Genomic DNA, 14,272 nt, shown 5'->3' with positions numbered 1-14,272 from the left:
CAGAACGCGGGGCCACCGGCGGGGGTCACGGCTCGTGGCCCATGGTGGGGGCCGGCCGCTTGAAGCCGCGGGTGAGCCGGAGCAGTTGCAGGAAGCCGACCGCCACCCAGCTCAGGCCGATGACGAAGGTCAGCGGCGACAGCGACGTCCACAGCCACACGGTCAGCGCCACACCGATCCCCGGGGTGAGCACGTAGCGGAGGAAGTCCGCGCCCCGGCGCCTGCCCTGGCCGATCGCGTAGTGCTTGATGACGCTCAGGTTGACGAAGGTGAAGGCGATCAGGGCGCCGAAGCTCACCAGGGCGGCGGCCTGGTCCAGCGACATGACGCAGGCCAGCAGGGACACCGCGCCCACCGCCAGGGTGGCCAGGTGCGGGGTCCGGTACCTCGGGTGGATGCGGGCGAAGACGCGCCTGGGCAGCGCGCCGTCACGCCCCATGGAGAACAGGATCCGGGACACCGCGCTTTGCGCCGCCATGGCCGAGGCGAAGCAGGCCGCGACGTAGGCGGCGGTGAAGAACGCCGCCAGGAAATCGCCGCCGGCGCTGACCATCACCTCGACCGAGGCCGAGTCGGGATCGGTGAAGGTCCGCCAGTCGGGGTGGACCAGGTGGCCCACCCAGGACATGAGGACGAACAGCAGTCCGCAGAAGACCGTGCACAGGATGATCGCTGTCGGGATCGTCTTCTGCGGCTCCCGGGCCTCCTCGGAGAGCGTGGAGATCGCGTCGAATCCCAGGAACGACAAGCAGAGGATGGCCGATCCGGCGACGACCGCGGTGAGCGAGAAGTCCGCGTTGTAGAACGGCGCCACCAGGTCCGCCGGTGCCGAGCGCCTGGACACGGTCAGGTAGCTCATCGCCAGGAACGTCGCGATGAACACCCCCTGCGCGCCCACCAGCACCATGTTCATGCCGGTCACCAGTTTGATGCCGAGGGTGTTCAGCCCGGTGACGACGGCGATCGCCAGCAGCACCCAGACCCATCCGGGCACCGCCGGGATGGCGATCCCCAGGTAGAGCCCGATGACGATGTAGCTGATCGTGGGCAGGAAGATGTAGTCCAGCAGCAGCGCCCAGCCGGTGAGGAAACCCGTGGCAGGGCCGAAGGTCTGCTGCGTGTAGGTGTAGGCGGAGCCGGCCACGGGGTAGGCGCGCACCATGTTCGCGTAGCCCAGCGCGGTGAACGTCATCGCGGCCAGGGTGACGATGAACGCGGTGGGCAGGTGTCCGCGGGTCACGTCGGTCGCGATCCCGTAGGTGGTGAAGGCCGCGAGCGGGACCATGTAGGCCAGCCCGAAGAGGAACAGCGAGGGCAGCCCGAGCACGCGTTTGAGCCCGTGCTCACCGGCCGGATGGGTGCCGGCCGGTGCCGTCGCGGGCCGGGCTGCCTCGGCGCGACTGTCGTGCCCGCTCACCGGAGTCCACCCGACGCGACGGCCTTGTTGAGCGCCTGCTCGACCAGCCCGACCAGTTCGCCGATGGCTGCGGCGTCGGCGATCAGCGGAGGGGAGAGCTGCAGCAGCGGGTTGCCCTCGGAGTCGACGGCGAGCCGGCACAGCACGCCAGCCTCGGCGGCGGCCGGGGTCAGGTGCTGGTCGACGAACTCGGTGGCGTCGAGCCGTTCCGAGGCCCAGGACTTCGTGGCCTTGTCGGTGACCAGCTCCAGGCTGCGGTGGTAGCCGTCGCCGCGGATGTCGCCCACGATCGGGTTCTCGCGGAGCCGTTCGAGTTCGGCGGCGAACGTCGCGCTGGTGGCCTTGACGTTGCCCCGCACGTCCAGTCGGCGCATGATCTCCAGGTTGGCCAGCGCCGCGGCGCAGGCGACCGGGTGCCCGCTGTAGGTGAGCGCGTGGTTGTACATGCCGGCCGGTCCGTCCAGGACGGTCTCGATGACCCGGTCGGCGGCGATCAGACCGCCCAGCGGCACGTAGGCCGAGGCGATCCCCTTGGCGAAGGTGATGATGTCGGGCTGGAAACCGTAGTGGATCGAGCCGAACCACTCGCCGAGCCTGCCGAACCCGGTGATGACCTCGTCGGCGATCAGCAGGATCCCGTGCCGGTCGCAGAGTTCGCGCACGCCCCGGAAGTAGCCCTCGGGCGGGGTGAGGCTCCCGCCGGCGTTCTGCAGCGGCTCCATGATGATGGCGGCGATGGTGTCCGCGCCCTCCTGCAGGACCAGCGATTCGAGCTCGGTCAGCAGGAAAGCGGTGAACTCCGCCTCGGTCTCCTGACCGGGGCGGCGGTACCGCTTGGTGTTGGACACGTGCCGGACGCCGGACATGAGCGGCTCGAACATCTTGCGCACCTGCACCATGCCGTTGAGGGACATGGCGCCGAAGCTGGTGCCGTGGTAAGCGACCCGGCGGGCGATGAACTTCCGGCGAGCGTGCTCGCCCCGGCTGATGTGGTACTGCCGGGCCAGCTTGATCGCGGCCTCGTTGGACTCCGAGCCGCTGGAGGTCAGGAACACCCGGTTCAGGTCGCCGGGGGCGAGCGCGGCCAGTTCGGCGGCCAGCTTCGCCGCGGGCGGGTGCGCGACGCTCCAGGTGGTCTGGAAGGGCAGTTCGCTCATCTGCCGGGCGACGGCCTCGCCGACCTCGGCTCCGTGCGAGTAGCCCAGCTGGGTGCAGAACAGCCCGGCCAGCCCGTCGAAGTAGCGCTTGCCCGATTCGTCGTAGACGTAGCAGCCCTCGCCGCGGACGAAGATCGGCAGGCTCTCGTTCCGGTACTTCGCCGCCGAGGTGAAGTTCATGACCAGGTGGCGCTTCGCCAGCTCTTCAACGGTGGCGGTCGTGCTCGTCTCCGCGGACATGGTGCTCCCTAGAGTTGTCGGTGTTCGGGGTTCGATGCCTTGCGGTGGCTCGAAAGGAACGGCCGCGCCGGTGGTTCTGGACGCCGGCCACCGGTTCAGGTCACGGGGCGGGGCGGTGGCCCCGCGGTGGCCTTCAGTACTTGAACCACGTGGTTTTCAGGCCGGTGAACTTCTCGATCGCGTGCGCGGACAGGTCGCGTCCGAAGCCGGACTGGCCGAAGCCGCCGAACGGGGTCTGCGGGCTCAGCGCGTCGACGGTGTTGACCGACACGGTTCCCGCGCGCAGCGCGTCAGAGACCCGCAGGGCGCGGGAGAGGTCCGCGGTCCAGACGGAGGCGGCCAGGCCGTAGCGGCTGTCGTTGGCCAGCCGGATCGCGTGCGCTTCGTCGTCGAAGGCGGTCACGCAGAGCACGGGGCCGAAGATCTCCTCGCGCTCGATGCGCGAACCCGGTGCCACGTCGTCGAAGACCGTTGGCTCCACGAAGCAGTCGCGCCGTCCGCCGCCGGTGACCAGTGCGGCTTCGCGGCTGCCGTCCGCGATGAAGCCGGCGACCCGTTCGGCGTGGGCGGCGTCGACCAGCGGCCCCATCCGGCTCGCGGGGTCGAGCGGGTCGCCGGGTGCGTAGTCGGCGGCCCGCTTCGCGATCCTGGCCACCAGGTCGTCCTTGATCTCGCGGGCGACGAGCAACCGCGAGTTGGGCCGAGCACACCTCGCCCTGGTTGAAGAAGATCCCCGCGCACGCGGCTTCGGCCGCCGCGTCCAGGTCGGCGCAGTCGGCGAAGACGAGGTTGGGGCTCTTCCCGCCGCATTCCGGCCACACCTGCTTGAGATTGGATTCCGCCGCGTAGCGCAGGAATTGCCGTCCCACGGCGGTTGATCCGGTGAACGCGATGCAGTCGACGTCGGGGTGCAGGCCCAGCGCGCGGCCGGTGGTCTCGCCGTAGCCCGGAACGACGTTGAGCGCCCCGTCGGGCAGCCCTGCTTCGGCGGCCAGCTCCGCGAGCCGCAGCGCCGACAGCGGGGACTGCTCGGCGGGCTTGAGCACCACCGAGTTCCCGGCGGCCAGGGCGGGTGCGAGCTTCCAGGTGGCCATGTCCAGCGGAAAGTTCCACGGCACGACCGCGCCGACGACGCCGAGGGGGACGCGGCGCACCAGGGCCAGATCTCCCGCAGCGGTCGGCGCGATCTCGCCGTAGTCCTTGTCGAGCATCTCGGCGTACCAGCGGAACAGGCCCGCCGCCCCGGGTACGTCGATCTCGTAGGCGTCGGTGACGAGCTTGCCCATGTCCATCGAGTCGAGCAGGGCGAGCTCCGCGCGGTGCTCGTCGATCAGGTCGGCCAGGCGCAGCAGCACCTGCTTGCGCTCGGCGGGTCCGGCGGACGACCAGGCGCCGGACTCGAAACACGTGCGGGCGGCCGACACGGCGGCGTCGACGTCGGCGGGGCCGCACTCGGCGACGTCGGCGATGGTGCGGCCGGTGGCGGGGTCGACGGTCGGGAAGGTGCGGCCGTCGAGCGCCGCGGTGAACCGGCCGCCGATGAACGCGGCGGTGCGCGGGGCGAGACCCGCGGCGGCCTCGCGCCACTGCTCGTGGGTGAACGCTGGCATGGCTCTCCTCTTCGCTCAAGAAACTTTGAACGCAGATTCAAAACTTCAGCAAAGTCACATGTCAATAGCCACGTCAGAGATTGAAAAAATTGAACCAGAGCGTCAATAATGGTGGCGTGACACGGACGAGGACACAGCGGGCACGCCGGGAACAGCTCATCGACGCCGCGCTGCGGGCGATCAACGAACGCGGGCGCGTCAACGTCCGCATCCGCGACATCGCCACGGAGGCGGGTGTGTCACCGGGCTCGGTGCTCTACCACTACCCGGAACTGGCGGAGCTGATGTTCGACGTGCATCGCACGGTCACCGACCGCTTCTACCGCCACCGGGCCGACACCGTCGACGCGGCCGGGAGCGCCGAGCTCAAGCTCGCCGCGGCCATCGAGACCGGCCTGCCCTCGGGGAAGGACGACGAGGTCGCCTGCGTGCTCTACGAGATGCATGGGCTGGCCGACCGCAGTTCCGCGCACGCCGCGCTCATGACCAGTCTGTACGACCGCGAGGTCGCGCTCTACGGCACGGTGCTGGAGATCGGCCGCGCGACGGGCCGGTTCACGCTTTCCCGGCCGGTGCGCGAGATCGCCGCGACGCTGGTCGCGCTGGAGGACGGCCTCGGGCTGCACCTGATGAGCAACAACACCTCCGTCGAGCGCAGTGCCGCCAAGCACTTGGTCACCGAGTACGCGCGGCAGGCCATCGGCTGCGCGACCACCTCGTAGTCGAACGCGGCTCCGGGAGGCAGGATGTCTCCATGAACGAGCCTGCCTTCACCCTCGTGCAACTGCGCTACTTCGAGGCGGCGGCCCGGCACCTCAGCATGACCGCCGCGTCGAAGGAACTCATGGTGTCCCAGTCGGCCGTGTCGACCGCGATCGCGCAGCTGGAGAAAGAAATGGGCGTGCAGTTCCTGCTGCGCCACCACGCCCGCGGGCTCAGCCTGACCACAGCGGGCGAGGCGTTCTACAAGAGGGTCCTGGACTTCCTCGCCCACGGCGCCGAGCTGGTCGAGACCGCCCGGCAGTCCGGGACCGAGCTGGTCGGGACGCTGACGGTCGGCTGCTTCGCCACGCTCGCGCCGTTCCGGCTACCCGGCCTGCTGGCCGAGTTCGAGGCCCGGCACCCGCACGTCCACGTGTCCCTGCGCGAAGGCGAGCACCAGGCGCTCAAATCGGCCCTGCGCTCGGGCGAGACGGAACTCGCCCTGCTCTACGGCTACGACCTGGACGACGACATCGACCGCGAGGTCGTGGGAACCGCGCACCCGTACGCCCTCGTGTCCGAGGACCACCGCCTCGCGCGGCGGAAGAACCGCAAGGTGTCGCTGCAGGACCTCGCCGACGAGCCCATGGTGCTGCTCGACCTGCCGCACAGCCGCGAGTACCTGCAGTCGATCCTCAGCAACGCAGGCGTGGAACCCCGGGTCCGCCACCGCACGAGCGGCTACGAGACCGTCCGCGCTTTCGTCGCGCACGGTCACGGTTTCGCGCTCCTCAACCAATGCCCGCCAGCCGAGACCACCTACTCGGGGGCGCGAGCCGTACCGCTGACCCTGACCGACGACGTCCCGTCGCTGGAAATCGTCGTCGCCTCCATGCGCGGGGTCCGCCTCACCCGGCGGGCGCAGGAGTTCCGGGAGTTGTGCCGCGCCCTCTACGCGCGCTGACCGTTGTGGGGCCGGGGAGGCGATCGCTTCCCCGGCCCCACAACGGTCGAACGGGTCAGTCCTCGTAGTTGAGGTAGCGGTGCTGGGTCGCGATGTGGTCGGCCACGAACTTGGCGTCGTGCCACACCCCCCAGATGAAGCTCGAGCCACGGCGCGCCAGCCAGGGCAGTCCCAGGAAGTACACGCCGGGCTCGGGGGACACGCCGCGACGGTGCTTCGGCTTGCCGTTCTCGTCGAACGCGTCGACCTGCAGCCAGCCGTAGTCGACGGCGAAGCCGGTCGCCCAGACGATCGAGCGGACTCCGGCGGCGGCGAGATCGAGCTCGAGGATCGGGTCGGTCACGCAGGCGGGATCCGGCCCCAGCGCGCGGGCACCCGGTTCCTCCGGGAGGTCCAGGCCGTTGCGCGCGACATACGCGTCGGCTTCGTCGAGCAGCGCGAGGTAGTTCGCGTCTCCCTTGGCGATGTTGGCCCCGAGGTCCGGCGCGAAGCGGAGGATCCCGCCGTCGAACGAGCCGGTCATGCCGACGAGGTCGATCCCGAGTCCGGCGAGGGCGCGGAAGTCCACCGTGTGCCCGCCGCGGGCTCCGCTGACCGCGATGGTGACGTGTTCGGCCCCCGACGGCGGAGTCTCGGCGTCCCACTTGCCGAGCACGCCGAGCCACCAGCAGAAGTCGCGTCCGCGGTACTGGCGCGGAGGACGGTCGTGGGGGCCGACGGACAGGTACACGGGCCGCCCCGATCGGCGGAGCTCTTCGGCGATCTGCACTCCCGACGAACCTGCTCCGACCACCAGCACGGCGCCGTCGGGCAGCTGCTCCGGATTCCGGTAGGAACTGGAGTGGATCTGCAGGGGGCCGGCTTCCCGGGGCACGATCGGCGGGATCACGGGCCGCTGGAACGGCCCGGTCGCCGCGACGACGAAGCGGGCGTCGATGGTTCCGTCCGAGGTCTCCACGCGAAAACCGGGCCGTCCCTCGAGCCTCCGGACGGACGTCACCTCGACCCCGGTCCGGATCGGCGCGGCGATCTTCTCGGCGTACGCCTCGAAGTAGGCCGCGACCTGGTCCTTGGAAGCGAAGGCGCCGGGTGCCAGGTCGACGAACTCCAGGCCGGGGAAGCGGTCGTGCCACGCGGGCCCGTTCGCGACCAGCGAGTCCCACCGCTGCGAACGCCAGCGCTCGGCGATGCGGTCGCGTTCCAGCACGAGGTGCTGCACGCCGCAGTCACTCAGGTGTTCGCTCATCGCCAGGCCGGCCTGGCCCCCGCCCACGACGAGGGCCTCCACCTCTTGGATCGACATCCAGACCTCCACTCCGGACCGGCGGGCGGACCGCGCCGGTCCGCCTCCATGCCTCTGTGCGTCTCAACCGGATCCTGACCGCCGGACACTTCCCGTGTCCAACAGATGTTTTTGGTACACGAGATCTGATTTTCCGATCCAGGGCCGCATCCGTGGATCGAAATTTCCGATGCATTGGTACTGAAACATCTACTGGACAGAAAGTGCGTGGCGAGGTCAGGCTGTGGCGATGGCGCCGCCGATCCGTCCGACAACCGCCGCCGGGAAAGGCCACGAAGTGACTGTTCATCGCCGCATCCGCCCGTTCAACACGCGCGACACCTACCCCGAGCAAAACCTCGACAACGACCTCTGCCAGGCCGTCGTCGCCAACGGCACCGTCTACGTCCGCGGCCAGATCGGGCAGGACCTCGACACCAGCGAGTCCGTCGGGATCGGCGACGCCGCCGCGCAGGCCGAGCAGGCGATGGCGAACATCAAGGTGCTGCTCGAAGAAGCAGGCAGCCGGATGGAGCACCTGGTCAAGCTCACCATCTACCTGATCGACCCGCGCTACCGCGAGGCCGTCTACCGCACCGTCGGGCGCTGGACCAAGGGCGTGCACCCGATCTCGACCGGCGTGGTGGTCTCCGCGCTCGCCCGGCCCGAGTGGCTGTGCGAGATCGACGCCATCGCCGTGATCCCGGAGGAGGAGAAGTGACCCTCTCGATCGTCGCCCGCGACACTTCCGGCGGCACCGTGCGATTCGGTGTCGCAGCCACCTCATCCAGCCCTGCCGTCGTCGCCCGCGTCGCGCACCTGCGCCCGGGCCTCGGCGCCGCGGCCTCGCAGAACATCACCGACCCGCGACTCGGCGGCCACCTGCTCGACGGGCTCGCCGAACACGGCGACGCCGAGCGGGCGCTCGCCGGGGTCACCGCCGCCGCGGACAACATCGAGTACCGGCAGCTCACCGTGCTCGGCCCGACCGGCCCGGGCTTCGCCTACAGCGGGCCCCGGACGCTGGGCAAGCACGGTGCCGTCGCCGCGGACGGTGTCGTGGCGGCGGGCAACATGCTGGCCGGGAACCACATCCCGCAGGCCATCGTGGACGCGTTCACCTCCGCCACCGGCGAGCTGGAGCAGCGGCTCGTCACCGCGTTGCAGGCCGGTCTCACCGCCGGCGGCGAGGAAGGCCCGGTCCACTCCGCCGGCGTCGTCGTGGTGTCCGATGTGGACTGGCCGGTCACCGACCTCCGGGTGGACTGGGCGGACGACCCCGTCGACCGGCTCGCCGAGTTGCTCGACGTGTGGCTCCCGCAGCGCGACGACTACGTCACCCGCGGGCTCAACCCCGCTTCGGCCCCGTCCTACGGCGTGCCGGGAGACGAGTGATGACGGCACTGAAGAACGCGGCCCGCACCGAGGTCGACCGGCACGCCGACGCACTGATCCGCCTGTCGGAACGGCTGCACGCCGACCCCGAGACGGCGTGGGAGGAGCACCGCGCCGCCGCGGCGGTCCCGGAACTGCTCGACCGCGCCGGGTTCGCCGTCACCTCCAGCTACCTCGGCCTGGACACGGCGTTCCACGCGAGCTTCGGCACCGGTCCAACGCGGATCGCGCTGTGCGCCGAGTACGACGCGCTGCCCGGCCTCGGCCACGCGTGCGGCCACAACCTCATCGCGGCCAGTTCCATCGGCGCCGCACTGGGGCTGGCCGCGGTCGCCGACTACGCCGGGGTGACGGTCGAGGTCTACGGCACCCCGGCCGAGGAGGGCGGCGGAGGGAAGATCGAGCTGCTCGACCGCGGCGCTTTCGCGGACGTGGACCTCGCGATGATGGTGCACCCGGCGCCCGTCGACGTCGCCGAGGCCCGGCCGTTCGCCGTCAGCCACTCGAAGATCTCCTACACCGGCAAGTCCGCGCACGCCGCCGCCTACCCCGAGGCCGGGATCAACGCCGCCGACGCGTTCACCGTCGCCCAGGTCGCCATCGGCCTGCTCCGCCAGCAGATCCCCGCCTCGGCGCGGGTGCACGGCATCGTGACGAACGCCGGCGACGCTCCGAACGCGATCCCCGAGCACGCCAGCGGCCGCTGGTACGTGCGTGCCGAGACGCTCGCGGAACTGGCCGAGCTGGAGCCGCGTGTGTTCCGCGCGTTCGAAGCCGGCGCGCTGGCCACCGGCTGCGAGCTGACCGTGGAACCGGAAAGCAAGCCCTACGCCGAGTTCCGCGCCGACGAGGCGGCACTGGCGGCCTACCACGCCAACGCGCTCGAGCTCGGCCGCGAGTTCGCGCCGGACGGCACGGCGTCCCGCATGAACCGCGCCTCCACCGACATGGGCAACGTCTCGCAGGTCGTGCCCGCCATCCACCCCTACATCGGCATCGGGTCCCTGCCGGCGATCAACCACCAGCGCGAGTTCGCCGCGCACTGCGTCGGCGGCACCGCGCAACGAGCCCTGCTCGACGGCGCGATCGCACTGGCGTGGACCGGAGTGGACCGAGCCGTGGTGCCGTGACCGCCCGCTCCTCGGCCCGCATCCGCAGCACGCTCACGTTCTGAATCCGCACCATTCCGGGAAGGACAACGATGTCCCACGCCCCGACGCGCACCGAGCACGACATGCTGGGCGAGATCAGCGTGCCCGCGGACGCCTACTACGGCGCCCACACCGCACGCGCCCTCGTCAACTTCCCCATCACGCAAGAGACCCTCGCCGACCGCCCGCACCTGGTCGTGGCACTGGCTGCGGTCAAGCAGGCCGCGGCCACCGCCAACGCGGAGGTCGGCGCCCTGGACCGCACCAGGGCCAACGCCATCGCGGAAGCCTGCGCCGAGATCAGCAACGGCGGGCTGCACGACCAGTTCGTCGTCGACCTGATCCAAGGCGGCGCCGGAACCTCGACGAACATGAACGCCAACGAGGTCATCGCCAACCGGGCCCTGGAACTGCTCGGCCACGACCGCGGAGATCACTCCGCGCTCCACCCGCTCGATCACGTCAACCTGGGCCAGAGCACCAACGACGTCTATCCCACGGCGGTCAAGCTCGCGCTCGACAGCCACCTCGCCGAGCTGCTCGCGGCACTCGCCGGGCTGCGGGAAGCGTTCTCCGCCAAGGCGGTCGAGTTCGCCGACATCCTCAAGATGGGCCGCACCCAGCTGCAGGACGCGGTCCCGATGACCCTCGGCCAGGAATTCGGCGCGTTCGCCGCCACGCTCGGCGAGGACGAGCAGCGCCTCGCCGAGGCCCGGCTGTTGCTGCACGAGCTCAACCTCGGCGGCACGGCGATCGGCACCGGGCTCAACGCCCGCCCCGGCTACCGCGAGCTCGCCGTGGCGCACCTGCGCGAGCTGACCGGCATCCCGACGCTCGTCTCCGCCCCCGACCTCATCGAGGCCACCCAGGACGTCGGCGTGTTCGTCCAGCTCTCCGGCGTCCTGAAACGGGTCGCGGTCAAGCTCTCGAAGATCTGCAACGACCTGCGACTGCTCTCGTCGGGACCGCAGGCCGGGCTCGGCGAGATCACCCTGCCCGCCCGGCAGGCCGGTTCGTCGATCATGCCCGGCAAGGTCAACCCGGTCATCCCCGAGGTCGTCAACCAGGTCGCATTCGAGATCGTCGGCAACGACGTCACGATCACCCTTGCCGCGGAAGGCGGACAACTGCAGCTCAACGCCTTCGAGCCGATCATCGCGCGGGCCCTGACCGCCGGCCTCGACCACTTCACCGCCGCGATCGGCGTGCTCACCGAGCACTGCGTACGCGGCATCACCGCCCGCCGCGAGCACCTGGCGGGCATCGTCGCCACCTCCGCAGGCCTGGTGACCGCGCTGAGTCCCGCGCTCGGCTACGAAACCGCGTGCACCATCGCGCTGGAGGCGCACCGCACCGGCCGGCCCGCGCTGGAACTGGTGCGGGAACGGCATCTGCTGACCGACGAGCAACTCGGCGCGCTGACCACGCCACAGGCCCTCACCGGCGGACCCGTCGGCTGACCGTCCCCGGGCCGCGGTGAAGTCGCCGTTTCAGCCTCGTCAGGCTCGCGTTTCGGGCCAGCTCAGCGCCTCTGCATAGATCCTCTCGATGCATTGCTTTGGTTATTACTTCTTGTTAGATGCCACGGACCGCTCCTAGCGTCATCACGAAATCCGGTCCAAGGAGGCCGCCCATGACCACACGTGAATCCGCCCCGGCCAGGGAGCTCACCGAGACGATCGCCGATCCCGCGACGCTGCGCCGGAGCGTGGCCGCGGGCGCGGTCGGCGTCTTCGTGCACTGGTTCGACTGGGCCGCGTACGCCTATCTCGCGAGCACCATCGCCTCGGTCTTCTTCCCCGACGGCAACGCCACCGCCGGCCTCCTCGCCGTGTTCGGGGTCTTCGCGGTGTCGTTCGGCATCCGCCCCGTCGGAGCGCTGGTGTTCGGACCGCTCGGAGACCGGATCGGCCGCAAGCGCACGCTGTCGATCGTCATCTTCATGATGTCCGGCGCCACGCTCGCCATCGGCCTGCTGCCGGACTACTCGAAGATCGGGATCGCGGCCCCGCTGCTGCTGGTCTTCCTGCGGCTGCTGCAGGGCTTCGCCGCGGGCGGCGAGTTCGGCAGCGCCGCGAGCTTCCTCGCCGAGTTCGCGCCGCGCCGCCGCCGCGGGTTCGGCGTCAGCTGGCTCGAAGTCGGCTCGCTGCTGGGCTTCCTCGCCGGGTCGTTCGTGTTCCTCCTGCTGTCGGTCGGCCTCTCGGACGCGCAGCTCACCTCGTGGGGCTGGCGCATCCCGTTCCTCATCGCCGCACCGCTGGGCATCGTCGGTTTCATCGTCCGCAACAAGATCGAGGACACCCCCGAGTACCGCACCCTCGAAGCGACCGACAACGTGCCCCGCAGCCCCGTGCGGGAACTCTTCCGCAACAACAAGAAGCAGCTGCTGCAGGCCGCCGGCCTGATGACGATGATGCACGTGCCGTTCTACGCCGTGCTCACCTACCTGGTCACCTACGAGACCGACTACCTGGGCCACTCCGCCGGCAACGCCGCGCTCCTGTCCACGGTCATCTCCCTGGTCGGGCTGGTCCTCGTCCCGGCGTTCGGCCGCCTGTCCGACCGCGTCGGCAGGCGTCCGGTCCTGCTCGGCGCGGGCATCGCGCTGTTCGTCCTCGCGACCCCGGCCTATCTGCTGATGCGCACGGGCCTCACCGGAACGTGGATCGGCGGGCTCGCGCTCGGCGTGGTGCTCTCCGCGATCCTGGGCACGTACGCGGTGTGGTCCGCCGAGATCTTCCCGACCCGCACCCGCCAGGGCGGCCTGTCCATCGCGTACAACCTGACAGCCGCCCTGTTCGCCGGCACCGTGCCCTACTTGATGACGGTCCTGATCTCGGCCACCGGCAGCACGCTGGTGCCCGGCCCGTACCTCATGGTCGCCGCCGTGATCGGGCTGATCGCGGCCTTCTCCATGCGCGAAACGGCGGGGAATCCGTTGCTGCAGGAAGAGGACCTCGCCGGGGAGCACACCGAAGCCTGAACCAGAGTCCTGACGCCGGCGGACCCGACCGTCCGGCATCCGGCAGGCACATCATGGAGAACCGGCTGCACCCGAGCAGGTGCAGCCGGTTCTCCATGATCAGCTCAGCAGGCGCTGCCAGGTCCGCTGGTCCAGCACACCCGTGGCCGCCAGGCCGCTGGACGCCTGGAACTCCCGCACCACCGCGACCATCCGGTCGCCGAAACGCGCATCCGCCGCCACGTACCGGCCACGAGACGTCAGCAAGACCTGCGCCGCCCGCACCGCATCGCCACCGGCGCCCTGGCCCAGCACCGGCGTCAGACCGGCCCAGGCCGAACCGCCGAACAAACCCGGCTCCGGCAACCGCGTCGCGTAGCAGGACACGCCCGCCGCACCGCCGGCCGCGACGACCCCACCGGCCTCGGCCTGCGTCTGCGGACCGAACACGCCGTCCACCGGCACCGGAACTCCTTGCGCCCGCAGCAGGAGCTGCAACGCCGTCACCGACGGGCCCGCCGCCTCCGGGCGCAGCAGCGGCCACACCGCCGGCTGCACCACGGCCCGGCCCGTGGCCGCGCCGACGGCCTCGCGCAGCTCCGGCAACCGTCCGTACAGGACATCACCGGGGCATTCGGTGGCCATGAAGTCGCGGTGCCCGTAGATCTCGCCGGGCTCGATGCCGTACTGCGACACCATGTAGGTGCACAACAGCACCAGCGAGTCCCACAGGTCTTCCGGCACGTCGGTGTCGACGTAGGTGCCCTCGTTCTCAATGCCCAGCGACACCGGGTTCTCCGCGCCCGCGTGCGCACCCTGCACGTGCTGATCGCCGGCGGTCAGCACCTCCAGGCTCCGGTGGCGGCCCTCCATCAGCCAGCCGCCGCGGGAGTTGGTGAAGTTCTGCCCGGTGTCCTTCCACCCGTTGGAATCCATGTGGAAGTCCTGGATCTGCCGGGCCAGCGCGAACGCCGCCTCCTGCGAGGTGTCGTCGACGTTGGGCGAGGCGGTGTGGTGCACGACGATCTTGACCGGCTTGCTGTCGAGCACGTCCACCGGCGAAGTGGGCTCCCGCGCCTGCCAATCCGCCGTCGACGCGATCTCCGGCGCGGCCGACCGCCGCGACCGGCCGGCGGCCACCGCCGGCAACCCGCACACGCCGACCGCCGTCGCCGCCAGCCCACCGGCTAACAGCACCCGACGGGCCATCCGAACATCGCGCAACGCCATAGCCACTCCCCAAACCGGACGAACATCATGATCAGGGCCGAGCCCGGAGCCCCGAACGGTACGCAGCGGTAACCGGAGCGGGGAATTCTTGGCGACAATCCGCCAACAACCGGTCAAGAAGCCACCACGCCGCCGCCGGATGACAAGATCACCCGCGTCGAA

General features: G+C 70.4%; 12 protein-coding genes and 1 pseudogene. 7 read left to right on the top strand and 6 right to left on the bottom strand.

All coding sequences use genetic code 11. The annotated features are described in order from the left end of the window. Window positions 1-25: 25 nt before the first annotated feature. The 4 genes and pseudogenes from ACWEV3_RS04425 to ACWEV3_RS04410 all read right to left on the bottom strand — a co-directional run. Window positions 26-1,417, bottom strand: a complete 1,392-nt coding sequence (locus tag ACWEV3_RS04425) for an APC family permease (RefSeq protein ID WP_452612523.1) — start codon at window positions 1,415-1,417, stop codon at window positions 26-28. Continuing rightward, entirely contained in the window at window positions 1,414-2,814 is a 1,401-nt protein-coding gene (locus ACWEV3_RS04420) for an aspartate aminotransferase family protein (RefSeq protein WP_452612522.1), read from the bottom strand. The genes ACWEV3_RS04425 and ACWEV3_RS04420 overlap by 4 nt, the downstream gene beginning before the upstream one ends. A 133-nt stretch (window positions 2,815-2,947) precedes the next feature. Beyond that, the gene (locus tag ACWEV3_RS04415; RefSeq protein ID WP_452612521.1) at window positions 2,948-3,469 is read right to left on the bottom strand and encodes an aldehyde dehydrogenase family protein; all 522 of its coding nucleotides are present in this window, start codon (window positions 3,467-3,469) and stop codon (window positions 2,948-2,950) included. A 103-nt stretch (window positions 3,470-3,572) separates the two neighbouring features. Beyond that, a pseudogene (locus tag ACWEV3_RS04410) lies at window positions 3,573-4,424 on the bottom strand (aldehyde dehydrogenase family protein); the annotation flags it as partial. Window positions 4,425-4,540: 116 nt separating this feature from the next. Between ACWEV3_RS04410 and ACWEV3_RS04405 the strand changes: the two are divergent. Together ACWEV3_RS04405 and ACWEV3_RS04400 are read left to right on the top strand one after the other, a co-directional pair. Then, window positions 4,541-5,146, top strand: coding sequence for a TetR/AcrR family transcriptional regulator (locus tag ACWEV3_RS04405; protein WP_452612520.1), 606 nt, complete (start codon window positions 4,541-4,543; stop codon window positions 5,144-5,146). 32 nt (window positions 5,147-5,178) lie between these two features. Then, entirely contained in the window at window positions 5,179-6,090 is a 912-nt protein-coding gene (locus ACWEV3_RS04400) for a LysR substrate-binding domain-containing protein (protein ID WP_452612519.1), read from the top strand. Window positions 6,091-6,145: 55 nt separating this feature from the next. Here the strand turns inward: ACWEV3_RS04400 and ACWEV3_RS04395 are convergent, their stop codons facing one another. Then, window positions 6,146-7,393, bottom strand: coding sequence for a flavin-containing monooxygenase (locus ACWEV3_RS04395; protein WP_452612518.1), 1,248 nt, complete (start codon window positions 7,391-7,393; stop codon window positions 6,146-6,148). Between the two features lie 277 nt (window positions 7,394-7,670). On the opposite strand from ACWEV3_RS04395, the gene ACWEV3_RS04390 reads away from it, so the two are divergent. From ACWEV3_RS04390 to ACWEV3_RS04370, 5 genes are all read left to right on the top strand, one after another. Then, window positions 7,671-8,093 carry a RidA family protein gene (locus ACWEV3_RS04390; RefSeq protein WP_452612517.1) on the top strand — a complete coding sequence of 141 codons (423 nt, stop codon included), beginning with the start codon at window positions 7,671-7,673 and terminating at the stop codon, window positions 8,091-8,093. Beyond that, complete coding sequence (locus ACWEV3_RS04385) at window positions 8,090-8,767, top strand: DUF1028 domain-containing protein (RefSeq protein ID WP_452612516.1); 678 nt, start codon at window positions 8,090-8,092, stop codon at window positions 8,765-8,767. The genes ACWEV3_RS04390 and ACWEV3_RS04385 overlap by 4 nt, the downstream gene beginning before the upstream one ends. Next, window positions 8,767-9,897 (top strand): M20 family metallopeptidase, encoded by a 1,131-nt coding sequence (locus tag ACWEV3_RS04380; protein WP_452612515.1) that lies wholly within the window; start codon window positions 8,767-8,769, stop codon window positions 9,895-9,897. Before ACWEV3_RS04385 ends, ACWEV3_RS04380 begins: the two co-directional genes overlap by 1 nt. A 71-nt stretch (window positions 9,898-9,968) precedes the next feature. Continuing rightward, window positions 9,969-11,378 (top strand): aspartate ammonia-lyase, encoded by a 1,410-nt coding sequence (locus ACWEV3_RS04375; RefSeq protein ID WP_452612514.1) that lies wholly within the window; start codon window positions 9,969-9,971, stop codon window positions 11,376-11,378. Window positions 11,379-11,551: 173 nt separating this feature from the next. Continuing rightward, window positions 11,552-12,901 (top strand): MFS transporter, encoded by a 1,350-nt coding sequence (locus ACWEV3_RS04370; RefSeq protein ID WP_452612513.1) that lies wholly within the window; start codon window positions 11,552-11,554, stop codon window positions 12,899-12,901. A gap of 99 nt (window positions 12,902-13,000) precedes the next feature. On the opposite strand, the gene ACWEV3_RS04365 is transcribed toward ACWEV3_RS04370, so the two are convergent. Continuing rightward, window positions 13,001-14,110 carry a peptidoglycan recognition protein family protein gene (locus ACWEV3_RS04365; protein ID WP_452612512.1) on the bottom strand — a complete coding sequence of 370 codons (1,110 nt, stop codon included), beginning with the start codon at window positions 14,108-14,110 and terminating at the stop codon, window positions 13,001-13,003. Window positions 14,111-14,272: the final 162 nt, after the last annotated feature.

The organism is Saccharopolyspora sp. NPDC003752, from assembly GCF_053605825.1.
This window is presented reverse-complemented; position numbering and strand designations above follow the sequence as displayed.

Excerpts from the sequence above, each read along its gene's own strand:
- ACWEV3_RS04420 (WP_452612522.1), bottom strand. The coding sequence starts at position 2,814 with ATGTCCGCGGAGACGAGCACGACCGCCACCGTTGAAGAGCTGGCGAAG.
- ACWEV3_RS04400 (WP_452612519.1), top strand. The coding sequence starts at position 5,179 with ATGAACGAGCCTGCCTTCACCCTCGTGCAACTGCGCTACTTCGAGGCG.
- ACWEV3_RS04395 (WP_452612518.1), bottom strand. The coding sequence starts at position 7,393 with ATGTCGATCCAAGAGGTGGAGGCCCTCGTCGTGGGCGGGGGCCAGGCC.
- ACWEV3_RS04380 (WP_452612515.1), top strand. The coding sequence starts at position 8,767 with ATGACGGCACTGAAGAACGCGGCCCGCACCGAGGTCGACCGGCACGCC.
- ACWEV3_RS04375 (WP_452612514.1), top strand. The coding sequence starts at position 9,969 with ATGTCCCACGCCCCGACGCGCACCGAGCACGACATGCTGGGCGAGATC.
- ACWEV3_RS04370 (WP_452612513.1), top strand. The coding sequence starts at position 11,552 with ATGACCACACGTGAATCCGCCCCGGCCAGGGAGCTCACCGAGACGATC.
- ACWEV3_RS04365 (WP_452612512.1), bottom strand. The coding sequence starts at position 14,110 with ATGGCGTTGCGCGATGTTCGGATGGCCCGTCGGGTGCTGTTAGCCGGT.